Origin of the sequence: Chromobacterium sp. LK11 (genome assembly GCF_001043705.1) — a bacterium.
Taxonomy (GTDB): Bacteria; Pseudomonadota; Gammaproteobacteria; order Burkholderiales; family Chromobacteriaceae; genus Chromobacterium; species Chromobacterium alkanivorans.
Genome location: NZ_LDUR01000012.1, coordinates 1 through 22,107 on the forward strand (window position 1 = coordinate 1; position 22,107 = coordinate 22,107).

The following is a 22,107-nucleotide window of genomic DNA, read 5'->3' on the forward strand; positions in this document are numbered from 1 at the left end:
GGACTCGGTTTCGTATTCTACGTGGGCGGTATTAATGGTAATACCGCGAGCCTTTTCTTCCGGCGCGCTGTCGATCTGGGAGTAGTCTTTGGCTTCGCCACCGAACTTCTTCGACAGAATAGTGGTGATAGCAGCGGTCAGAGTGGTTTTACCATGGTCCACGTGACCGATGGTGCCGACGTTTACGTGCGGTTTAGTCCGCTCGAACTTTTCCTTAGCCATGGCAAAATTTCCTGGATACGAAACAACACAAAGTAAATGGTGGTGCCCATGGGCAGAATTGAACTGCCGACCTCTCCCTTACCAAGGGAGTGCTCTACCCCTGAGCTACATGGGCCCTTCAAAACAGGCTACACGCTTGGAGCGGGTGAAGGGAATCGAACCCTCGTCGTAAGCTTGGAAGGCTTCTGCTCTACCATTGAGCTACACCCGCCTGCAACAACAACCTCGAGCGACTTTCATCGCACACGCCAAGACGCTAAATTCTGGTGGAGGGAGAAGGATTCGAACCTTCGAAGGCAGAGCCGTCAGATTTACAGTCTGATCCCTTTGACCGCTCGGGAATCCCTCCTGAAAGAGACCCGAATATTATAGATAGCCCCGATGGCCGTCAACCGGTTTTTGCATTTTTTTCTAATTATTTTGCCTACCAAAGCAAAGCGCCCCGGCAAGCCCGGGGCGCTTCCAATAAATTCAAAAGCTTAGCGCGTCACGCCTGGCCGGAGATTCGCAAATACTTCTGATGCAAGGCCTCTTGCGTCTCCTCGTGAGACGGATCCAGAGGGATGCAATCGACCGGACAGACCTGCTGGCATTGCGGCTCATCGTAGTGGCCGACGCACTGCGTGCACAGATTGGGATCGATTTGGTAGATTTCCTCGCCTTGGGAAATCGCGTTATTGGGGCACTCCGGCTCACAGACGTCGCAGTTGATGCATTCGTCGGTAATCATCAAAGACATAGTAAATTCCTCAAGTATTCCACAACATGAATTTTGTCACCCGACAGTCGGGCTCGCAAGTTCGCCCCGTTATATATTTATGAGACTGCTGCAGGCAAACCGCTCAGGCCGGCTCCGCCGCCCGGCGCAGCAGACCGTAGTGCACTTGGCCGGCCTTGGCGCGCTTCAGCACCTCCCAACCCGGCAGCTCCTCGGGCCAACGGCGGCTCTCGATATACGCCAGGCCGTCTTCGCTCATCACCGGGGCCAGCAAGGGCAATACCTGAGCCAGCAAATCGGAGTCAAACGGCGGGTCGACGAAGACGACGTCGAAACGCTCGCGGCAGGCCTTCAGATAGGCCAGGGCCTCGAACTGCGCCACATCGATGGCCGCGGCGGACAACAATTGCCGGTTGGCCTTCAAGGATTCGGCCACCGCGCGGGACTTCTCCACCATCACCACGCGCCGCGCTTCGCGCGAAGCCGCTTCGAAGCCCAAAGCCCCGCTGCCGGCAAACAGGTCCAGGCAGGACTTGCCGTACAGTTGCTGGCCCAACCAGTTGAACAAGGTTTCCCGCACACGGTCCGGCGTTGGCCGCAAACCCTGAGCGTCGGGAAACGGCAAAAGCCGGCGTCGATACTCGCCGCCGATGATTCTGACCGTGTTACGCGACTGACTCATAATTCCAAGCTCAAAAAACAAGGGGCTGAGTGTAACCCGATACGCGCCGTCGCGCCTCATTGTCGCGCAAACCGGCCGCCATCTGTCGCTCCTCACGCCACAAGCAGCCGTCTATTCCTTATATATAGATTTCGGCGATGCCGCGGCGTCCGCCTCGCTACGCAGCAACAATTGGGTAAGCATCGCCATTTGAGGATACAATTTAGCCATTTATCGAATTCCGCCGGCCTTAACGCATGTTTAGCTTCTTCAAAAGAAAAACCCAATCCGAGCCCACGCCGCCGACAACCGTCCAGACGGAATCCGCCGCCGACGCCCAACCCGCCACGCTGCCCGCAACCGCCCCCCTCGCCGCCCAGCCTGAGACGCCGGCGCCCGCGCCGCAGCAAGCCGTCCCGGAACCCACGCCTGCCGTCACGGCGCCGTCAGCCGTCGCGCCGCTTGACCCCGCCCCCGCTTCGCTGAAGAAAATGAGCTGGGCCGAGCGCTTGAAGGCCGGCTTGTCGAAAACGCGCGACAAGCTGGGCAAATCGCTGGCGGGGCTGTTCGGCGGCGGCAAGATCGACGAAGACTTGTACGAGGAGCTGGAAACCGTGCTGCTCACCGCCGACATGGGGGTGGACGCCACGCTGCACTTGCTTGGCGACGTGCGCGAGCGCGTTTCTCTGAAAGGGCTGAAGGACGCCTCGGAACTGAAAGACGCGCTGAAAGAATCGCTCAGCGACCTGATCTCGCCGCTGGAGAAACCGCTGGACGTCAGCGGCAAGAAGCCTTTCGTCATCATGATGGCCGGCGTCAACGGCGCCGGCAAGACCACCTCGATTGGCAAGCTGGCCAAGTACTACCAGAGCCAGGGCAAGAGCGTGCTGCTGGCCGCCGGCGACACCTTCCGCGCCGCCGCGCGCGAACAGCTGATGGCCTGGGGCGAGCGCAACAACGTCACCGTGATCGCGCAACAAGGCGGCGACTCCGCCGCCGTCTGCTACGACGCGATCCAGGCCGCGGTCGCCCGCGGCATCGACATCGTGCTGGCCGACACCGCCGGCCGCCTGCCCACTCAGCTGCACCTGATGGAAGAAATCAAGAAGGTAAAGCGGGTCATTCAGAAGGCCTTGCCGGACGCGCCGCATGAAATCATCCTGGTTCTGGACGCCAACATCGGCCAGAACGCCATCAACCAGGTCAAGACCTTTGACGACGCCCTCGGCCTGACCGGGCTGATTCTGAGCAAGCTGGACGGCACGGCCAAGGGCGGAGTGATCGCCGCCATCGCCAAGCAACGCCCCGTTCCGCTGCGCTTTGTCGGCGTGGGCGAAAGCATAGACGACCTGCGGCCGTTCCAGGCCAAGGACTACATCGACGCGCTGTTCGACTGAACGCAGCAGCCATTGCAAGCTCTCACTCTTGCCGTCACCAGCTAACGCGGGAACAGAATAATGATCCAGTTCGACCAGGTCACCAAGCGCTACCCAGGTGGCAATGAAGCCCTGAAAAACCTGTCTTTCAACATCGACACCGGCGAAATGGTCTTTCTCGCCGGCCATTCCGGCGCCGGCAAGTCCACCTTGCTCAAGCTGATCGCCGGCATTGAGCGCGCCACCGCCGGCGGCGTCGTGGTCAATGGCCAGAATCTGTCCAAGCTGCGCTCCAGCCAGATTCCCTATGTGCGTCAGCACATCGGCCTGGTGTTCCAGGACCACAAGATCCTGTTCGACCGCAGCGTGTTCGACAACGTGATGCTGCCGCTGGACATCATAGGCTTCGATCGCCGCGACGCCGCCAAACGCGTGCGCGCCGCGCTGGACAAGGTGGGCCTGCTCGGCAAGGAAAAGAGCATGCCGATCCGCCTGTCCGGCGGCGAGCAGCAGCGCTTGTGCATCGCCCGAGCCGTGGTGCACCGCCCCAGCATCCTGCTTGCGGACGAACCCTCGGCCAACCTGGACCGCGCCTACGCGCTGGACATCATGGAATTGTTCAAATCCTTCCACCAGGTAGGCGTCACCGTGCTGATCTCCGCTCACGATGAAACCCTGATGGAAGACTACGGCCGCCGAATCATTCGCCTGCGGGAAGGACAATTTGCCGCATGAAACATTATCTCTATCTGAACTGGCAAAGCGCCAAACTGGCGCTGATCAAAATCCTGCGTCAGCCATTCGGCAGCTTGCTGACCTTGCTGATGCTGTCGCTGGCGCTGGCCTTGCCGCTCTCGCTTTATCTAGCCGTCAGCAGCGTGCAGGACTGGGTGGGCCGGCTGAGCGCCACGCCGCAGGTCACCCTGTTCATGGAACAGTCGTCGGAAGAAGCGGACCTGGCCGCGGTCACCTCCACGCTGACCCGCCACCCCAAGGTCAAGAGCTACAGCTTCGTCAGCAAGAGCAAGGCGCTGGCCGACATGGAGAAGCGCAACGGCCTGCCCGGCCTGACCGATGGCCTGGACAGCAACCCGCTGCCGGACGCCTTCGTCGTCACGCCGAAGGCGCTGGAGCCGCGCGAACTGGAGATGCTGCAAAAAGAACTCTCCGGCCTGCCCATGGTGGAACAAGCGCAATTCGACGCGGACTGGGCCAAACGCCTGTACGGCATGGTGGAAATGGGCAAGCACCTGACCTGGTTCTTGGCCATCGCCCTGGGCCTGGCGCTGGTGCTGGTGACCAATAACGCGATCCGCATGCAGATCCTGGCGCGGCAGGACGAAATCGAAGTGTCCAAACTGATAGGCGCGCCGGACAGCTTCATCCGCCGCCCCTTCATGTACCACGCGATGTGGCAGGGCATCCTGGCCGGCCTGGCCGCCTGGGCGCTGACCAGTTGGCTGACCTCGGTCGCCAACCCGGCGATCCGCGAATTCGCCCAGTTGTACGGCGAGCGGGTGGAACTGCGCAATCTGAGCCCGATCGAGCTGGCCGTCGCCGTCGCCGTTTCCGCCCTGCTGGCGATGCTGGGCGCCCGCCTCGCCTCGGACCATCATCTGCGCAAGATAGAACCCAAATGAATCGCGGCCGCTTCCCTGTCCATGTAAGCGGCGCAACAACTGTTAATCAGAGCGAACGGCGTCGGCGCACCGGCTGCGCTACTATCGAGACGATAGAAAAAATCATTGACGCTGGAACCTTTCATTGCTAGCACTCTCCATATACGAGTGCTAACATATCACTACCCAAGGAGGTAGTTATACAGATGACCACAACATTTGCCTTGCCCGTCCCGTCCACCAGCGGCAGCCTGGAGCAATACATCCAAGCTGTTAACAGCGTGCCCATGCTGACGCCTGAGCAGGAAAACGAGCTTGCAACGCGCTTTCAGGAGCAAAACGACCTGGAAGCCGCGCGCCAGCTGGTGCTCTCGCACCTGCGCGTGGTGGTGTCGATTTCCCGTGGCTACTCCGGTTACGGTTTGCCGCAAGCCGACTTGATCCAAGAAGGCAATATCGGCCTGATGAAGGCCGTCAAACGCTTCGAGCCTGATCGCGGCGTGCGACTGTTCTCCTTTGCCGTGCACTGGATCAAGGCGGAGATTCACGAATTCATCCTGCGCAACTGGCGCTTGGTGCGCATCGCCACCACCAAGCCTCAGCGCAAACTGTTCTTCAATCTGCGCAGCATGAAGAGCAGCTTCTCCGCGCTGTCGGAAAACGAAGCTCGCCAGATCGCGGCCGATCTGGGCGTCAAGCCGGAAGAAGTCCGCGAGATGGAAACCAGGATGAGCGGCCAGGACGTCGCCTTGCTGGCGGACGACAACGACGACGACGGCTACGCGCCGATCGACTGGCTGGCCGACCATCACAATGAGCCGACCCGCGAGCTGGAACGTCGCGCCTTCGACCACCTGCAAACCGAAGGCCTGCAACATGCATTGGCCGCGCTGGACCCGCGCAGCCGCCGCATCGTTGAAGCGCGCTGGCTGGCCGACGACAGCGGCTCCACCCTGCATGAGCTGGCCGCCGAATTCGGCGTCTCCGCCGAACGCATCCGCCAGATCGAGGCCAAGGCCTTGGGCAAGATGAAGGCAGCGCTGAGCCAGGGCGTGGTGATCGAAGGCTAAACCGCTCCCCGCTCAATAAAAAACCACAGGCTGACGCCTGTGGTTTTTTTATACCCGGAAAACCGGAAGAGGGCAGCCTACTCGCCCATGGTCTGGTACTTTGCCGGCAACTTGGCGTAGGCGTCTCTAGCCACCGCGCGCAAAGGCTCCCATTCCGCCCTATCGTCGTCCAAGGTGCCCAAGAACACGCCGGCGTAAGTCGGGAAAGAGGCCAGCGTCGTCCGCAGCGTCCGCTCCGCCTGAGCCTGCTTGCCGGCCAGCACCTCCAGCTGCGCTCGCTTCAACATCACTTCCGGATAAGGGCGGAACGCGGTCAAGCGGTTCTCCAGCGCCAATTTGCGCTCCAGTTGCTCCGGCCCCACTTTCAAGTAATCGTCCACCGTGTAAAGCGCATGGTAGGCGAACAGAGGCTTGGCGTCGGCGATCTCGATCAGACGCTCCATCCTAACCTCATCGCGTTTGGCGTCGTTGGTCGGCGTGTACAGGCCCACCAGTTCCCAGAACATCGACAGGCTGCTGATCGACAGCCAGCCCACCCAAACCAGCGCCGCGAACAGCGGCAGACGCAGCGGCCAAGCCAACTGCCGATCGCCGCGCGGCGCCATCGCGGCGAAGATCACCAGCATCGCCAGGAAGTAGTAATACCACAGCGGATACTCCAGCATGCTGTGCGTCAGCGTCACCGCCAGGCAGCCCAGGGCCAACACCCCTTCCAGCGTGGCGCGGCGGCCGAAGAACGGCCACAGCACCCAGGCAAAACCGCCGACGATCAGCAAAGTGACCACGCCCCCCATCTCGGCCAGCAATTGCAGGATCAGATTATGGGAGTTGGTGAACAAACCGCTGTTGAAACCGGATGCGGCGAACTGCGGCAGCGGCTGCAAACGCACGCTCTCCGCGGCGAACTGCGACCAGCCCACCCCCGTCAACGGATGCGACAGGAAACTCAGCCAAGCCTTGTGCATTTCGGCGAAACGCCGCGACCCCATATCGTCGCCATTGGCCGCCAAGCGGGCCAGGCCGGAACTGTTTTGCAGGTTTTCGTGCGTCAGCAGGGAAATCAGCTGATTGAACCAAGGCAGGGCGAACTGCATCGCCAACACCACCAGGCAGGACAGCCACATCGCCCACAGCATCCGGCGCGACTCCGCGCTGCCGATGCGCCAATGCCAGAGCGCAGCCAGCCCGGACAAGGCCACCAGATACAACAGAATGGTGCGCGAGCCCGCCCACCCCAGCATCAAAGCCAGGCCGAGCACGAGAATGGCCAGGCCCCAGCGCGGCAGCCGTCCGGCTGCATACAAATACACCCCGGCCACCACCGACCACATCAAATAATGCGCGTATTGATTGCGTTGGCCGATATGACCAAAGATATTGCTGGTGGGGTGAGAGCCATCGTAGAACAAGCCCAGCTCCGCGGCGTAGCCGGTCAACTGAGCCACGCCTATCGCCGCCTGCACCAAACCGCCAACGATCAAGCCCCAGGCCAGCCAAACCGCAAACGGGCGCTCCCCCATCTCCTCGCGCAAAGACACGGCAACCGCCGCGAGCAAGGCCGCGGCCAACCAGGCCAAGGCTGTGGCGTAATTCATCCCGGGGAACAGCGCGTCCACCCAGAACGGCTGCCCAGCCCAAAGCAGGCCCATGCCCAGACACCACCAGGCGCTGCGCGGCATGCAGCGGAACAATGATCCGCTCGGCAACAAGAAGACAGCCGCCGCCAGCAGCAGCCAGACCACATTGATTTCGCCAAACCACTGCGGCAGCGGCACATAGTGGATGCGAGAGGCGAAAGGCAGGATGGCGATGAGGCACAGGGCCAGCATCGCCAGGAATGTGGAAAATCTTTGAGCGCTCATATTACGGCTGTCGTTTGCTAGATAGAGGACGCAGGATACCGCAAGCGCGCGCTCAAACAAACCGCACTCTGGCGGTCAAAACAGTGTTTTTCGCGTCACAGGCGCGGCCACGGTCATCACTGCGGCCTGTTGCGCCGCTTGGCTATACGCAGGGTACTTGGCATAGGCTTGGGCCGCAGTCAGGGCAACCTCCCTCAAAGGGGCAACATGAGGTTCAGGAACTCTTGCCAGCATTTCAGAAAACTCTTTGACATGATCAGGATAACTGGCAATCGCAATCTTGAGCGACTGTAAGCCTTCACTTTCCCGTCCGCTGAGTGATTGAAAAACACTTAGTTTTATCAATACATTAGGGTAGGGACGATAGCTGGCCAGCGAATTAAAATGAGCCAACTTCAAGTCCAGTTGTTCACGACTCGGCAACATATAATTGCCAATTACGAGATCAACCTCTCTTGCGAAAAAAGGATTTTTGCCTGCCGAAGACAATTGTTGCAAGCGTGATATATTTTCTTTTACATCTATAACTGGAAAATTATTCCTAACAATCACAAAAAATGAAAACAAACCAACAACAAAATACAAAATAAATCCAAGCCCAAAAACACAAGAGAAGACCTTAAGGAACACAGGCCGAAACAAAAACACCCTCCCTCCACCATTGTCTATTAGCGCACAGATTGATACAAACATAATCAAAAATGGCATATACCACAATGGATACTCAAACATACTATGAGTCAACAACACCATAAATACACCGAACAACCAAAAATATTCCGCCTTCCTTTTCGCGCGCCACAAAAATAATGCAATGCAAAAAACAATACCGAGTGCAACAGGTAATGCACCAACCAGTCCAGATTCTGCCAAAATTTGAAAAAATAAATTATGACTATGAGTAAATAACCAGCTTTCTGAAAATTTTGGCAAGCCCGCAGTCAGTTCCATCTTTGTGGCCTCCGCGGCAAATCCACCCCAACCAAGCCCAAACCAAGGGTACTGAGAAAAAATTAACCATGCCTTGGTCCATTCAATACGTCTTTTGACAGCAAGACCTCCATCTGATATGCGTTCCGCCCCGCTCACCACATCAATCGGCAATCCAAGATAATTTAAAAAAACAACAATATCACGACTCCAAAATTGAAATACCGCAATCAACAACACTGAAACCGATACAGCTACCGCTAACCGGCCCAGCTCTTTCTCTCTTCCTCCTTTCCTAAACCAATACCAAACTAACACAACAGTCAATAATGCATAGACTAAAGGCAAACGAGCTCCAGACCAAGACTGCGCAAGCAAAATCGGAAGCAAACACAGCAAAGCAAACCCTACCCTAAGCTTTTCAACCGCATACAAATAACAAATCGAAAGCACGCCCCAAAATAGAAAATTAGCATACTGATTGCGCTGAGCCACATTCCCTACCACCACATTGGAATTTGGATCATATACAATAAATCCGTGAAAAAGGTAAGCCAATTTAAATGCCTGCAACAGCCCCATCAAAGACTGCAACAACGAAAAAACAGTAACCACACATGCAAAAACGAATACCAAATCATTGATATCAGATGAGTCAAGGCAATTTCTAAGCAAAATAGAAAACAGAGCCAACCCAATAAATAGTAGCGCTAGGTAACCATAGAAATTAGAGTGCAAAGCAGAAAAAGCAAGAACGAGCAAAACTAGCTCAAGCCATGACACAGATACCTTATCAATACTCAATAGACACAAACTACACATAGCAGCACCAAGAAGTGCGAGTGCAGAAGCATCCGAAAACCAATCTGGAAGTGGCGCATAACGAAGCCAACTTAAAAATGGAGCTGAAACTGAAAAAGAAATCAAAAAATAGACGAATATCTTTATATTTTTACTCATAATAAAAAGGGTGCCTTTCGGCACCCCATTTCAATTTAAATTAAACATCAGTTGCCCGAACGGCAGTTTGCAGGCAACCATTGAGATTTAACGCCATTTGAAGATGCTGCAGCGCAAATCCAAATAATGGCACCACCAGATGCCGATGGCGTCAAAGTCAATTTGTTATTGGTAGAGTCCACAAGCGTAGTACTGTAAGTTACGGTGAGAACCCCACTCGTGCCAACAGAAAGATCTGTCACCGAGTTACCAGAAATACTGGTTTGCAGTCCGGCAGAAGCATTGCTTGTTGGAAATGAGCCATTTGAAGCATAGTACTCTGCCACTGCAGTTTTGGCTGCCGAAGCCAAGCTTAGCCCCTCTGACACTCTAGCCCGTTTGGTATAGTCCTGATAAGCGGGAATAGCAATCGCGGCGAGAATACCAATAATAGCCACCACTATCATCAGTTCGATAAGAGTAAAACCTTGTTGAGATTTTTGCATTGCAAGCTCCATTTAATGGCAAGACGAAGGCACATATTGAGCATAAGCCGCATCGGTAGAGCACGACCACGCAACAGTACCACCACTAGCTACAGGGGTAAAGACCACAGTCAAACCAGAGACCACACTGCTATTAAACAATACGGTCACAGTACTGACTCCACTACTAACTCCAACCTGTACATTACTGACATAGTTTCCTGCCAAAGTATCAGGCAAACCTGCACTAGCATTAGTGCTTGGCCAAGTATTGCCAGCCAGATAGTATTCTGACACCGAGGTTTTGGCCTGATCCGCATAGGTCAGACCTTCCGCCACCTTGGCGCGAACCACATAGTTCTGATAAGCAGGAATCGCAATCGCCGCCAAAATTCCGATAATGGCGACAACAATCATTAGTTCAATCAAGGTAAAACCAGCCGCCTTCCTCATCACTCGGCTCCAGGGCTTGTTTTATAGAGAGCACTTATGCAGAAAGTATGCCACCCCCTTCTTCACGCTCATTCCTTCCAATCCGCCAGTCATAAACAGCGCAACAGGTAGAAATGTGACGTTCTTGGTCAGTCCGCTGCCTCGCTCTCCCTGTGATAGCATCGAACTCTTAGTCTGAATACATAGAACAGATATGAGTGATAACCAAGACTGGCTGCAGCGCAGCTTCAATACTGTCTGGCACCCCTGCACCCAGATGAAACGTCATGAGGCTTTGCCCATCGTACCCATCGCCAGCGCGAACGGCGTCTGGCTCAGCGACTTCGACGGCAAGCGCTATCTGGACGGGGTCAGCTCCTGGTGGGTCAATCTGTTTGGCCATGGCCACCCTCGCATCAAGCAGGCGATCAAGAATCAGCTGGACCAGCTGGAACACGTGATGTTGGCGGGCTTTACGCACCAGCCGGTGGTGGAGCTATCCGAGCGCCTATGCAAGCTCAGCGGCCTGGCCCACGTGTTTTATGGGTCCGACGGCGCCAGCGCCACGGAAATTGCGCTCAAGATGAGTTTTCACTACTGGCGCAACCAGGGGCTAGCGGACAAGACGCGTTTCATCAGTCTGGAAAATAGTTATCACGGCGAAACCGTGGGCGCCTTGGCCGTCACCGACGTTCCCTTGTTCTCCAACACCTACGCCGGCTTGCTGAAGCCGGGCCTGCGCGCGCCGTCTCCGGACGCCCGCCGCGCGCTGCCCGGTGAAAGCGCGGCCGATGCCGCGCGCAAAGCGATCCAGGCGCTGGAAAACCTGCTGGCCAAACACGCGGGAGAAGTGGCCGCCGTCATTGTGGAGCCTTTGGTTCAAGGCGCGGCCGGGATGGCGATGTACGATACGCTCTATCTGAGCGAGTTGCGCCGGCTGTGCGACCACCATCAGGTGCACTTGATCGCCGATGAAATCGCCGTCGGCTTTGGCCGGACCGGCAGCCTGTTCGCCTACCAGCAGGCCGGCATCACGCCGGACTTCCTCTGCCTGTCCAAAGGCATTACCGGCGGTTTCCTGCCGCTCTCCTGCGTGTTGACCAGCAACCCGATTTACCAGGCTTTCTACCACGACGACGTCACCCGCGGCTTCTTGCATTCGCACAGCTATACCGGCAATGCGCTGGCATGCGCCGCGGCGCTGGCGGTATTGGACATCTTCGAGGAGGAGGACGTCCTTGCCGTCAACGCCGCCAAGGCGCAGCGCTTCAACGCGATGATGGCCGGCCTGCAAGCGCGCCCGGATGTCAGGGACTTCCGCCACCGCGGCATGATCTGGGCCTTCGAGGTCGACACCACCCGAGCCGACTTCGCCCAGGCCTGCTTCGCCGCGATGCTGCGCCGCGGTTGCCTGCTGCGCCCGATCGGCAACACGGTGTATTTCATGCCGCCCTACACAATCACCGACGAGGAAATGGCCTTTCTGATCGCCGCCGCGGAAGCCACGCTGGAGGAACTGGCGCGCGCGCCCAACACTGCCGACGGCCAAAGCATCGCTTTGCCGTAATCCGCCTTGCCATGGCGGGGCGAGTGCTCATAGCATGGAAATGGCAAGATTTACATTGTGAATCGCCTTGCATGCCGCTGCTCATCCTGCCAGAACAAACTATGGATCCTCTGCTGATAGATACTCAACCGGATAGCGTGGCGGCCTGGCTGGAGCGGCTGCCCTTCACCGACCTGCCCGAATGCGGGCGCTTATTGAGCCAGTCCCTGCAAAACCTGTCCCGGGTTCCGCTGGACAGCCATTTGCGCCATAAGCTGCTGAAGCTGTATCTAAAGGCGGTGGATCGCTATTATCCGCTGCTGGAAAACGAGATTCGCCAGCACGACAGCCTAGGCACGCCAAAGGTGCGCCAACTAGCCTTGCTGAGCGTCGAATTGTTTGCGCTGATTTTCATCACCTTCAAGCAAACCTTGCACGACCGTCTGGCCAAGCGCAGCCTGCTGGATCGCGAACACCCGAAGATCGAGCTGATGGCCTACACCATGATGGCGGCACGCCAGTTGCTGAGCATCAGCCAGCAATGCTATAGCCCAATCACGCCGGATTTCTGGTACGACTGCCATCAGCTGCATGTCTTCGCCAGCAGCCGCGGCTGGCAGGACAAAGGGCTGGCCAACGACGACTCCATCCAGACCATCTATCTGCAAATCCTGCTGATGGGGCTGACGCCCAGCAACCGTCTTGCGCCCACCGAGCAAGCCTTGTCGCGGCAGTTGATCTTCGATCTGGCCGCCAAGGCCCGGCTGATTCCGGTAGAGGCCTTGACTCAGCCGGTGCATGGGTATCTGGTTGACCAGCAAATAGACTCCCCGCCCCGCTTTCTGCCGATCTCCGCAAGCAAATTGGGACCCGGCTGCTTTCTGCTGGATCTGGAACCGCTGCGCGACATTCTGGAGAAAAGCCACGAGGCGCTGCAAAAGGCGCAGAACAACCGCCAACAAGGCCTGATGATCGACGAATTGCAGCTGCTGTCCTTGCTGGTGGAGGAGTGGCATCAGCCCAAACGCCGTCGCCATCCGCGGCTCAAGACTCAAACCATCATCGAAATCGTCGCGGCGCTGCCGGGCATCTGGTTCCATCGCAACGATTTGAACTGGCGACTGCCGGGCATCGCCACCGAAGAGGACGCGCCTCGCCACCGGCCGCCGCCTCCGCCCTGCCTACTGGCCATTTCCAATCAGAGCGACAACGGCTTGCTGCTGCACGGCCAGCCGCGCGATCAGTCGCTGCGCGCCGGAGAGTTGTTGCTGATCACTCCGCCAAGCCAACCGGAAAACGCCAAGCTGGGCATCGCCCGCTGGGTCGCGCTGCGCGCGGACGGGCGGGAAATCGAATGCGGCGTGGAGTTTATCGGCGGGCCGCCTAGGCCCGCGCTGGTCATGCCCAGCATCACCCACCCCGGCGACAGCTTTCAGTTCGCCTTGCTGCTGGCCACCCCCGCGGGAATGCCCAGGCAGCTGTTGATGACGGGACGTCCGTACAGCCAGCTGCGCGAGTTCCGCCTGCACGACGGTGAAGGGGAAAGCCTGATCCGGGTATCGCGCTTGCACTCGCAGACTCCGCTGTTCCAGATCATGGAATATCGCGACAGCGAGCATTTCTGATCCAGATCAATATTTTATCTGGCCGCGCGGCCGGCCGAACGCCGCGCGCCGCGTCAAAGCCCGTGTAATCAACAGGCTGCCGACGCGGCGGCCGCTTCCTGCTGCGGTCCGCGAATATCCACCCCGCTGGAGACGGTCCGGCCCCCGCTTTTTCGGGTAAACTCCCCCGCATCTATCGTTTTTGACTCATGGAGTTTTGGATGCGCTCGGTTATTCACGCCGCCGACCGGATTGTGGTCAAGGTCGGCTCCAGTCTCGTCACCAATGACGGCAAGGGCCTGGACATGGCGGCGCTCAATCGCTGGGCCGCGGAGATCGCCGAATTGAAGCGGCGCGGCAAGCAGGTAGTGCTGGTTTCCAGCGGCGCGATCGCCGAAGGCTGCCAACGACTGGGCTGGACCGTTCGCCCCAAGGGCGTACACGAGTTGCAGGCCGCCGCCGCGGTTGGCCAGATGGGCCTGTGTCAGGCGTATGAAACCGCCTTCCGCGGCTTTGGCCTGCAGACCGCGCAAATCCTGCTGACGCATGAAGACCTGGCCGACCGCACCCGCTACCTGAACGCCCGCTCCACGCTGACCAGCCTGTTGAACCTGAACGCGGTGCCCATCATCAACGAGAACGACACCGTGGTCACCGACGAAATCCGCTTCGGCGACAACGACACTCTGGGCGCGCTGGTGACCAATCTGATCGAAGCCGACGCGCTGATCATTCTCACCGATCAGCAAGGCCTGTACAGCGCGGACCCGCGCAAACACCCGGACGCGGAATTCATTCACGAAGCCGTCGCCGGCGAGGCCCGGCTGGAAGAGATGGCCGGCGGCGCCGGCTCCAGCGTCGGCACCGGCGGCATGATCACCAAGATCCTGGCCGCCAAGCGCGCGGCGCGCAGCGGCGCGGCCACCGTGATCGCCTGCGGCCGCGAGCATCTGGTGCTGTCGCGCTTGGCGGACGGCGAGGGCATAGGCACCCAGTTGCTGCCGCCCACCAGCCGCATGGCGGCGCGCAAGCAATGGCTGGCGGACCATCTGAAACTGTCCGGCCGCCTGGTGCTGGACGCCGGCGCCGCGCTGGCGGTGCGGGAACGCGGCACCAGCTTGCTGCCTATCGGCGTTTGCGCGGTGGAAGGCGATTTTCTGCGCGGCGAGGCGGTGGCCTGCGTCGATCAGGAAGGCAAGGAAGTGGCGCGCGGTCTGGTCAACTACAGCTCCAGCGAAGCGCGCACCATCATGCAAAAACCCACCCGGGAGATCGAGGCCGCGCTCGGCTATATGATCGAACCGGAACTGATCCATCGCGACAATATGGTCGCGCTGTGACAGCGGCGCAGGCGCCGCGGCGCTTGCGCTCCGCTATTCCCATCCCATTCTTTGAACTGAAGGATTCACGCGTATGAAAAAGCTGGCCCTTTCGGCGCTTCTGGCTCTGACTTGGGGCTCGGCAATGGCCGAGGACGTACTCCATATCTACAACTGGAACAACGCCTTGTCCGCAGACACCGCCAAGCGTTTCGAGCAATCGTGCAAATGCAGGCTGGTGCAGGACTATTACGGGGACAACGAGGAGATGCTGGCCAAGCTGGCCGCCGGCGCCAAAGGCTACGACATGGTGTTTCCCACCGCCTTCGCCGTCAGCACGCTGATCAAGCAGGGCAAGACCCAGCCGCTGGACAAGGCCTTGCTGCCCAACTGGAAAAACCTCAACACCGGCTACCTGAGCCTGAACGCGCCGTTCGACGCCGGCAACAAGGTGGCCGCGCCCACCGTGGTGTCGCTGACCTTGCTCGGCTACAACGAGACCCAGTTGCGGAAAGCCGGCGTGCTGCCGCAGGCCAACAGCTGGGGCTTGATCTTCGATCCGGCGGTGCTGGCCAAGATCAAGGGCCGGGTCACCGTGCTGGATTCGCAACGCGAACTGATGTCCGCCGCCCTGCTCTACCTGGGCAAGGACGCCAACTCCACCAACCCCGCGGACTGGAAAGCCGCGGCCGAGGTGATCCGCAAGGCCAAGCCCTACTGGGCCGCCTTCAACAACCAGAGCTATATCAAGGAACTGACCGTAGGCAATATCTGGGTGGCCCACGGCTACTCCAACGACCTGTTCCAGGCGCAGCAGGACGCGCAACACGCCAAGCGCCCGTTCAAGCTGGCCTACCAGCCGCAGAAGGAAGGCAATATCCTGGCGGTGGACAATATGGTGATCTTGAAGGACGCACCGCGGCCGGACCTGGCGCACCGCTTCATCAATTTCATGCTGGACGGCAAGAACGCCGCCGAGATATCCAACCAGATCGGCGCCACCAACCCGGTCAAAGCGGCAGAAGCCTTCTTTAAGCCGCAAATCAAGGCCAACCCGGTGATCATGCTGGAGCCGGCCAAGGGCAAATACGTGGCGCTGAAAGATCTGGACGTGAAGTCCCGCCGCGATTTGAACCGTTTGTGGTCGCAGATCAAGATCGGCCGCTGAGCCGCCCCTGTTTCAACGAAAAATCCCGGTCAAGGCCCGGGATTTTTTTCATTCTTCGGGCGGCTGCTCGCCCTTGCGCATCTCAATCGCCTTGATGATCACATAGGCCAGCATCGCGCACAGGAAGAACAGCAACATCACCCAGGCGATGGAACGCAGCGTGTCGATGAAGGTGTTGAACAACTCCAGCAGCCAGCGCTCGCCGGTCAGCTCCATCATGGTGCTGCCCTTGCCCGCGGCCGGCGGCAGGTATTTCTCCAGCGACCACTGCCGCACCCCGCCGGAAACGCCGGTGACCACGATGGCGAAGAAAATGTACTTGCGCCAGGCGTCGGTCAAATCCCGCCCCAGAACCCGCGCCAGAATCTTGTTGACCGCCGGATCGAAAAAGCGCGCGGTGAATATCGAGGTGGCGATCGCCACCGCCAGAGTCAGGCCGAACAAAGCGTAAAACATAATCATCCCCCGCCGCAGCGGAATGCGTGAAAGCAGGAATTGTACGCCTGCGCGCCGGCGCAGGCGATCAGCGGATGGCCATGCTGCTGCGCGCAAGCGACAGCGCCGGCGAAGCCGCGTCAATCTTTCAACGGCAGCCCGAAATGCTGATAGGCCAGCGCCGTCGCCATCCGGCCGCGCGGGGTGCGCTGCAGATAGCCCTGCTGGATCAGGAAGGGCTCGATCACGTCCTCTATGGTGTCGGTGGATTCGCCGATGGCGGCCGCGACATTGTCCAGCCCCACCGGCCCGCCGGAAAACTTCTCCAGAATCGCCTGCAGCAGCTTGCGGTCCATCACGTCCAGACCGGCCGGGTCCACGTCCAGCATCGCCAGCGCGGCGTCCGCCACCTGTGCGCTGACCACGCCGTCGGCCCGGACTTCAGCGTAATCCCGCACCCGCCGCAGCAGCCGGTTGGCGATGCGCGGCGTGCCGCGGCTGCGGCGCGCCACTTCGAACGCGCCGTCGTCGGCCAGCTTGACGTTCAACAAACCGGCGGAACGGCTGACGATGCGGGTCAGCTCTTCCGCGTTGTAGAACTCCAGCCGCGCGACGATGCCGAATCGGTCGCGCAGCGGATTGGTCAGCATGCCGGCGCGGGTGGTCGCGCCCACCAGGGTGAACGGCGGCAGATCGATCTTGACCGAACGCGCCGCCGGCCCCTCGCCTATCATGATGTCGATCTGGTAATCCTCCAGCGCCGGATAGAGGATCTCCTCCACTACCGGACTCAGCCGATGGATCTCGTCGATGAACAACACATCGTGCGGCTCCAGATTGGTCAGCAGCGCGGCCAGGTCCCCGGCGCGTTCCAGCACCGGTCCCGAGGTTTGCCTCAAATTGACGCCCATTTCACGGGCGACGATATGCGCCAAGGTGGTCTTGCCCAGGCCGGGCGGGCCGAACAGCAGCACATGGTCCAGCGCTTCGCTGCGCCGCTTGGCCGCCTCGATGAAGATTTCCAGCTGTTCGCGCGCCTTCTTCTGGCCGACGTACTCGTCCAGCTGCTTGGGCCGCAAGGCGCGCTCCAGCGCCTCTTCCTGACTGGACAGGCTTTGCTGGGTGACGATGCGCGGCTCGGGCGCCCCGCCGTACAGGTTGTCGGTTTCAATCATGGTGTCAGCCGCCGGCCAAAAAAACGAATGCCCAATCTTACCACCGCGCTATAATCGCCGCTGGTCCGGCCGTCATCGCGGGCCAACGCAACGTCTTCAGGGCGGGGTGCAATTCCCCACCGGCGGTATGGCCCTTGGGCCGAGCCCGCGAGCGCTTTCGCCTCCCGGCGGAAGGTCAGCAGATCTGGTGACAGGCCAGAGCCGACGGTAATAGTCCGGATGAGAGAAGACGACATCGCCGTCCGCCGCGCTGCGCGCGGTCGCGGCGTGTTCGCTGCGCGCTTGGCGCGCGGGTGGGTTCGCGCCTGCCCTTTTCACGCCCTGGAACCTGTTTCTCAAACTATCCGAGGACCGTTTCCATGAGTATCGCCACACACCCCGACACCCTGTCCCAACGCGTCGAAACGGCGCTGAACGCCTTGCGCCGCGGCCTGCCGGTCATCGTTCCCGACGATCACGACCGCGAGAACGAAGCCGACCTGATCCTGGCCGCCGACGCGCTGAACGAAGCCGAAATGGCGCGCCTGATCCGCGATTGCAGCGGCATCGTCTGCCTGTGCCTGACCGCCGAGCACGCCGCCCGGCTGCAATTGCCGCCGATGACGCAACGCAACGGCAGCCGCTACGGCACCGCCTTCACCGTCAGCATCGAAGCTGCGCAGGGCGTATCCACCGGCGTGTCCGCCGCTGATCGGGTGCGCACCATCCAGGCCGCCGTCCATCCGCAGGCCCGGGCCGACGACGTGGTCAGCCCCGGCCATGTCTTCCCGCTGGTGGCCGCCGCAGGCGGCGTGCTCAGCCGCCGAGGCCATACCGAGGCCGCGGTGGAACTGGCGCGCTTGGCCGGCTTCCAGCCCGCCGGCGTGCTCTGCGAGCTGATGAACCCGGACGGCAGCATGATGCGCGGCGCGCAAATCGCGGACTACGCTCAAACGCACGCGCTGCCCGTTCTGAGCGTGGCCGAGCTGGCTGAATGGATTTCCCGCCAGAACTTAGCCGCAGCTCCGCTGTCTGCTTGATCTTTGCCCTTTAAGCCGCGGGCATGCGCCCGCGGCGTCGATGCCGACCCCATCATGCTTCGTTTCGTTTCTTTCCGCAGCCTGTTGCTGGCCAGCTTTCTGATCGTCGCCGTCGTGCCCTCCGCCGTGCTGATCCAGCTGCGCAACGAGTTGGGACACGCCGCCTCCACGCTGCGCTCGCATCAGGAACAAGCCAAGGAATGGCTGGACGCCAACCGCGTGTCGCGCGAACAATCCATTCAGTTCGAACGCGCCACCCGCCAGGCCCAAATCCTGAAAGACCGCGCGCTGGCCAACACCGCCGCCGGCGCCTGGCAGGAAATCGAACTGGCGCAACGCAAGCTGCAGCGAGGTGACGGCGACGAGCTGGCGCTCAGCGCCCGGGCCATCCTGGCGATCCAGCCGCAGCTCCAGGCCTTGCCGGCGCGCTCCGGCGCGCAACGCGACCGCTTGTTCCGCCAACTGGACCTGCACCTGACGGCGCAAGGCCAGTTGATCAACCGCCAACTGGAACAAAGCCAGCGCCAATGGCAGGACTCCATCACCGAAATGCGCCGCACCGCCGACAGGCTGGCCTGGCTGTCGCTGGCTTCCGCGCTGGCGCTGGCGCTGGCGATGACCTTGTTGATCAGCTGGCCGCTGCGCAAGCTGCAAGCCAAGATCGCGCGGATGAGCGACGGCGCGCGCTTGCAGGACTGGCGCCAGTCAGGCCCCGCCGACCTTCAACGCCTGGCGCGCGAACTGGCCCAGCTGGACCGCCGGCTGGCGGCGCTGGAAGAACAGAAGGGCCGCTTCTTCCGCCAGGCCTCCCATGAGCTGAAAACCCCGCTGGCCGCCATCCACGAAGCCGCCGCGCTGCTGCGCGAAGAGGTGATAGGACAGCTGTCCGCCCAGCAGCAGGAAATCGTCGCCATCCTGCAAAACAACGCGCAGACCCTGCGCCAGCGCGTGGAAGCCTTATTGCGCTATGATGCCGGCCAATGGCTGTCCGAAACCCTGACCGTGGAAACCTTCGATCTTCCAGCGCTGATTGCGGATCGACTGCAGGCCAGCCGCCCGCTGTTGCAGGCCAAGCGCCTGACCGCCGAAGTCCAGGGCGACGCGGAACGAGTCAGCGGCGACCGCTCCAAAGTGGAAACCATACTGGACAACCTGTTGATCAACGCCATCCGCCACAGCCCCGCCGGCAGCGCCTTGAGCATCCGCCACGGCCGCGACGCCGGCGGCGTCTGGCTGGAAATCAGCGACCAAGGCCCCGGCGTGCCGGAAGCCTGTCGGGAAAAGATTTTCGAACCGTTCTGGAGCGGCTCGCCGCCGCCGGGCGAACTGCCCGGCACCGGCCTGGGGCTGGCGATGGCGCGCGGCTTCGCCCAATTGATGCGCGGCGAGCTGACGCTGGAGCCCCAGCCTCAGACCGGCGCCTGCTTCCGCCTGCAATGGCCGGAACCGGAGAACAAGACATGAAGACACCTCGCCTTTTTATTCACAACGCGCGGCGGCTGCTCTGGATTTGCGGTCTGCTGGCCTTAAGCGCTTGCGCCCATCAGCGTCCGCCCGTCGCCGCGCCGGCCGCGCCCATCATCCTCTGCCCGGACGCCAACCAGATCCTGCTGCTGCTGAACCAGACGCGGGAGCTCCAAACGCTGGCCCTGGCCGGCCGGGAAAGCTGCGGCGGCAGCCGCTTGCTGGCCCTGCTCCAGCAGACTCAGGCTGCGGAGAGCCGCGCCGATGCGCAAAAACTGCAGGCGCAACTGGAAAGCCTGCTCGCCAAGGCCGACGCTCTGGATCCGGCCAGCCAGGGCCTGGCGCGGCTGCAGCTTCAACAGCTGCAGGAGCGACGCAAGCTGGCGGAAGCGCTGGAGCGGCAACAGGCGCAAAACCGAGATCTGCAAAAACGCTACGATGACCTGAGCGGCAAGCTCAACGCCTTGCGCGAAGTCGAACGCGAACTCCAGCTGAAGCCCAGCAAAACCAAGGGGAGCCAACCATGAGCGCCATCGCCCGCATCGTACTGGTGGACGACGATCCCGACCTGCTGCGCTTGCTCGGCCTTCGCCTCGGCGCCGCCGGCTACGAGGTCGAAGCGCTGGACAGCGCCGAAGCGGCGCTGAACGCCTTGGCGGCGCGCCGCGCCGACTTGTTGCTGACGGACTGGCGCCTGCCGGGCATGGACGGTTTGGAGCTGTTTGAACAGGTCCGCCAGCGCTATCCCGCGATGCCGGTGATTCTGCTGACCGCCCACGGCACCGTGCCGGATGCCGTGGAAGCGGTCAGCCGCGGCGTGTTCGGCTATCTGGTCAAGCCTTTCGACGGCAAGGCCCTCTTGGACAAGGTCGCCCAGGGCTTGTCGCTGGCGGGGCCGGGCCGGTCGGCCGACCAGGCCGCCACTGGCTGGCGCTCCGGCCTGGTCAGCCGCAGCCCGGCGATGGAGGAGTTGCTGGCCGAGGCCCGCATGGTCGCCGCCACCGGCGCCAGCGTGCTGCTGCGCGGCGAAAGCGGAACCGGCAAGGAGGTGCTGGCCAAAGCCATCCACCTGGCCAGCCCGCGCGCGGGCCAGCCCTTCATCGCGGTCAACTGCGGGGCGATTCCGGACAATCTGCTGGAAAGCGAGCTGTTCGGTCATGAAAAGGGCTCGTTCACCGGCGCCAACGCGCGCCAGACCGGTCTGATTCAACAGGCTGACGGCGGCACCCTGTTTCTGGACGAGATCGGCGACATGCCGCCGCCGCTGCAGGTCAAACTGCTGCGCGTGCTGCAAGAGCGCGAAGTGCGTCCGGTCGGCGCGACGCGCGCCAACCCGGTGGACATCCGCCTGATTTCCGCCACCCACCGCGAACTGGAGACCTTGATCCAGGAAGGCAGCTTCCGCGAAGACTTGTTCTACCGCCTGAACGTGGTGTCGTTGCGCCTGCCGCCGCTGGCCGAGCGCCGCGAAGACATCCCGCTGCTGGCCGCTCACTTCCTGGACAAAATCGCCACCCGCTACCAGAAAGCCGTCAGCGGTTTCGCCGCCGACGCGCTGGAATACCTGAGCGCGGCGCCCTGGCCGGGCAATATCCGGCAATTGGCCAATGTGGTGGAACAATGTTGCGTGCTGAGCACCGGCTCGCTGGTGACCTTGGCGCAGATACAGAAAGCCGTCGCCAGCGAGGAAAGCGCGATTCCGACGTTGGCGGAGGCCAAGCGCCAATTCGAGCGCGATTACCTGGAACGCTTGCTGCGTTTGACCGGCGGCAATGTCAGCGACGCCGCGCGCCTGGCCGACCGCAATCGCACCGAGTTCTACCGTCTGCTGCAAAAGCACGAGCTGACACCGGCGGCCTTCAAATTGGAATGAGCACGACTCAAACCATTTCCGTTCACCGCGCCAGCGGCAAAGCCGCGGCGCATCAGGCCGCCGGACTCCTGTCGCTGATCGGCGACATGAAAAATTCCTAATAAATCAAAGCCCTGTACATTACCCCCGCCATTCTGTCGCCTAGCGGCGACAGAATACACCTCCCCTGTGCTCTGCCTCAAAGCAAAAA

21 protein-coding genes, 3 tRNA genes and 1 riboswitch are annotated in these 22,107 nt (G+C 60.6%); of the genes, 12 read left to right on the plus strand and 12 right to left on the minus strand.

The window, feature by feature from the left end; all coding sequences use genetic code 11:
* The 6 genes from VK98_RS07590 to rsmD form a co-directional block, all read right to left on the minus strand.
* A partial coding sequence (locus VK98_RS07590; RefSeq protein WP_048413476.1) for a GTP-binding protein occupies positions 1-222 on the minus strand: 222 nt, incomplete at its 3' end.
* A 40-nt stretch (positions 223-262) separates the two neighbouring features.
* Positions 263-337 (minus strand) — tRNA-Thr (locus VK98_RS07595).
* Between the two features lie 22 nt (positions 338-359).
* A tRNA-Gly gene (locus tag VK98_RS07600) sits at positions 360-433 on the minus strand.
* Between the two features lie 53 nt (positions 434-486).
* A tRNA-Tyr gene (locus VK98_RS07605) sits at positions 487-571 on the minus strand.
* A 138-nt stretch (positions 572-709) separates the two neighbouring features.
* Positions 710-961 (minus strand): YfhL family 4Fe-4S dicluster ferredoxin, encoded by a 252-nt coding sequence (locus VK98_RS07610; RefSeq protein WP_019100314.1) that lies wholly within the window; start codon positions 959-961, stop codon positions 710-712.
* Between the two features lie 103 nt (positions 962-1,064).
* Positions 1,065-1,622, minus strand: a complete 558-nt coding sequence (gene rsmD / locus VK98_RS07615; protein WP_048413477.1) for a 16S rRNA (guanine(966)-N(2))-methyltransferase RsmD — start codon at positions 1,620-1,622, stop codon at positions 1,065-1,067.
* Between the two features lie 236 nt (positions 1,623-1,858).
* Between rsmD and ftsY the strand changes: the two genes are divergently transcribed.
* From ftsY to rpoH, 4 genes are all read left to right on the plus strand, one after another.
* Positions 1,859-2,998 (plus strand): signal recognition particle-docking protein FtsY, encoded by a 1,140-nt coding sequence (gene ftsY, locus VK98_RS07620; RefSeq protein WP_048413478.1) that lies wholly within the window; start codon positions 1,859-1,861, stop codon positions 2,996-2,998.
* Positions 2,999-3,058: 60 nt separating this feature from the next.
* The gene (ftsE, locus tag VK98_RS07625; RefSeq protein ID WP_043592279.1) at positions 3,059-3,712 is read left to right on the plus strand and encodes a cell division ATP-binding protein FtsE; all 654 of its coding nucleotides are present in this window, start codon (positions 3,059-3,061) and stop codon (positions 3,710-3,712) included.
* On the plus strand, positions 3,709-4,617 hold the full coding sequence (gene ftsX, locus VK98_RS07630; RefSeq protein ID WP_048413479.1) for a permease-like cell division protein FtsX: 909 nt from the start codon (positions 3,709-3,711) through the stop codon (positions 4,615-4,617). Before ftsE ends, ftsX begins: the two co-directional genes overlap by 4 nt.
* A 185-nt stretch (positions 4,618-4,802) precedes the next feature.
* A complete protein-coding gene (gene rpoH / locus VK98_RS07635) occupies positions 4,803-5,666 on the plus strand; it encodes an RNA polymerase sigma factor RpoH (protein ID WP_048413480.1) in 864 nt (287 codons plus the stop codon).
* A 77-nt stretch (positions 5,667-5,743) separates the two neighbouring features.
* Here rpoH and VK98_RS07640 read toward each other — a convergent pair whose 3' ends face one another.
* The 4 genes from VK98_RS07640 to VK98_RS23265 all read right to left on the minus strand — a co-directional run bounded on the left by VK98_RS07640 (position 5,744) and on the right by VK98_RS23265 (position 10,335).
* The gene (locus VK98_RS07640; protein ID WP_048413481.1) at positions 5,744-7,528 is read right to left on the minus strand and encodes a PglL family O-oligosaccharyltransferase; all 1,785 of its coding nucleotides are present in this window, start codon (positions 7,526-7,528) and stop codon (positions 5,744-5,746) included.
* Positions 7,529-7,603: 75 nt separating this feature from the next.
* Positions 7,604-9,442: a PglL family O-oligosaccharyltransferase gene (locus VK98_RS23255; protein ID WP_156187793.1), complete on the minus strand. Its 1,839-nt coding sequence runs from the start codon at positions 9,440-9,442 to the stop codon at positions 7,604-7,606.
* 23 nt (positions 9,443-9,465) lie between these two features.
* Positions 9,466-9,903: a pilin gene (locus tag VK98_RS23260; protein WP_082158819.1), complete on the minus strand. Its 438-nt coding sequence runs from the start codon at positions 9,901-9,903 to the stop codon at positions 9,466-9,468.
* Between the two features lie 12 nt (positions 9,904-9,915).
* Positions 9,916-10,335, minus strand: a complete 420-nt coding sequence (locus VK98_RS23265) for a pilin (protein ID WP_082158821.1) — start codon at positions 10,333-10,335, stop codon at positions 9,916-9,918.
* Positions 10,336-10,528: 193 nt separating this feature from the next.
* Between VK98_RS23265 and VK98_RS07645 the strand changes: the two genes are divergently transcribed.
* The 4 genes from VK98_RS07645 to VK98_RS07660 all read left to right on the plus strand — a co-directional run bounded on the left by VK98_RS07645 (position 10,529) and on the right by VK98_RS07660 (position 15,951).
* Complete coding sequence (locus tag VK98_RS07645) at positions 10,529-11,881, plus strand: adenosylmethionine--8-amino-7-oxononanoate transaminase (RefSeq protein ID WP_048413482.1); 1,353 nt, start codon at positions 10,529-10,531, stop codon at positions 11,879-11,881.
* Between the two features lie 101 nt (positions 11,882-11,982).
* Positions 11,983-13,485 (plus strand): hypothetical protein, encoded by a 1,503-nt coding sequence (locus VK98_RS07650; RefSeq protein WP_048413667.1) that lies wholly within the window; start codon positions 11,983-11,985, stop codon positions 13,483-13,485.
* A 200-nt stretch (positions 13,486-13,685) separates the two neighbouring features.
* Positions 13,686-14,804, plus strand: coding sequence for a glutamate 5-kinase (proB, locus tag VK98_RS07655; RefSeq protein WP_048413483.1), 1,119 nt, complete (start codon positions 13,686-13,688; stop codon positions 14,802-14,804).
* Between the two features lie 73 nt (positions 14,805-14,877).
* Complete coding sequence (locus tag VK98_RS07660) at positions 14,878-15,951, plus strand: PotD/PotF family extracellular solute-binding protein (RefSeq protein ID WP_048413484.1); 1,074 nt, start codon at positions 14,878-14,880, stop codon at positions 15,949-15,951.
* Positions 15,952-15,999: 48 nt separating this feature from the next.
* Here VK98_RS07660 and VK98_RS07665 read toward each other — a convergent pair whose 3' ends face one another.
* Both VK98_RS07665 and ruvB read right to left on the minus strand, forming a co-directional pair.
* Positions 16,000-16,407, minus strand: a complete 408-nt coding sequence (locus tag VK98_RS07665; protein ID WP_019100519.1) for a hypothetical protein — start codon at positions 16,405-16,407, stop codon at positions 16,000-16,002.
* Between the two features lie 119 nt (positions 16,408-16,526).
* A complete protein-coding gene (ruvB, locus tag VK98_RS07670) occupies positions 16,527-17,561 on the minus strand; it encodes a Holliday junction branch migration DNA helicase RuvB (RefSeq protein ID WP_048413485.1) in 1,035 nt (344 codons plus the stop codon).
* Between the two features lie 88 nt (positions 17,562-17,649).
* Positions 17,650-17,796: riboswitch (FMN riboswitch) on the plus strand.
* Between the two features lie 124 nt (positions 17,797-17,920).
* On the opposite strand from ruvB, the gene ribB reads away from it, so the two are divergent.
* Genes ribB through VK98_RS07690 form a run of 4 tightly spaced genes read left to right on the plus strand, consistent with a single transcriptional unit; the run spans position 17,921 to position 21,917 of the window.
* Positions 17,921-18,580 carry a 3,4-dihydroxy-2-butanone-4-phosphate synthase gene (gene ribB / locus VK98_RS07675; RefSeq protein ID WP_231589226.1) on the plus strand — a complete coding sequence of 220 codons (660 nt, stop codon included), beginning with the start codon at positions 17,921-17,923 and terminating at the stop codon, positions 18,578-18,580.
* 54 nt (positions 18,581-18,634) lie between these two features.
* Positions 18,635-20,044 carry a HAMP domain-containing sensor histidine kinase gene (locus VK98_RS07680; protein ID WP_048413486.1) on the plus strand — a complete coding sequence of 470 codons (1,410 nt, stop codon included), beginning with the start codon at positions 18,635-18,637 and terminating at the stop codon, positions 20,042-20,044.
* A complete protein-coding gene (locus VK98_RS07685; RefSeq protein ID WP_048413487.1) occupies positions 20,041-20,571 on the plus strand; it encodes a hypothetical protein in 531 nt (176 codons plus the stop codon). The genes VK98_RS07680 and VK98_RS07685 overlap by 4 nt, the downstream gene beginning before the upstream one ends.
* On the plus strand, positions 20,568-21,917 hold the full coding sequence (locus VK98_RS07690; RefSeq protein ID WP_048413488.1) for a sigma 54-interacting transcriptional regulator: 1,350 nt from the start codon (positions 20,568-20,570) through the stop codon (positions 21,915-21,917). Before VK98_RS07685 ends, VK98_RS07690 begins: the two co-directional genes overlap by 4 nt.
* Positions 21,918-22,107 lie beyond the last annotated feature (190 nt).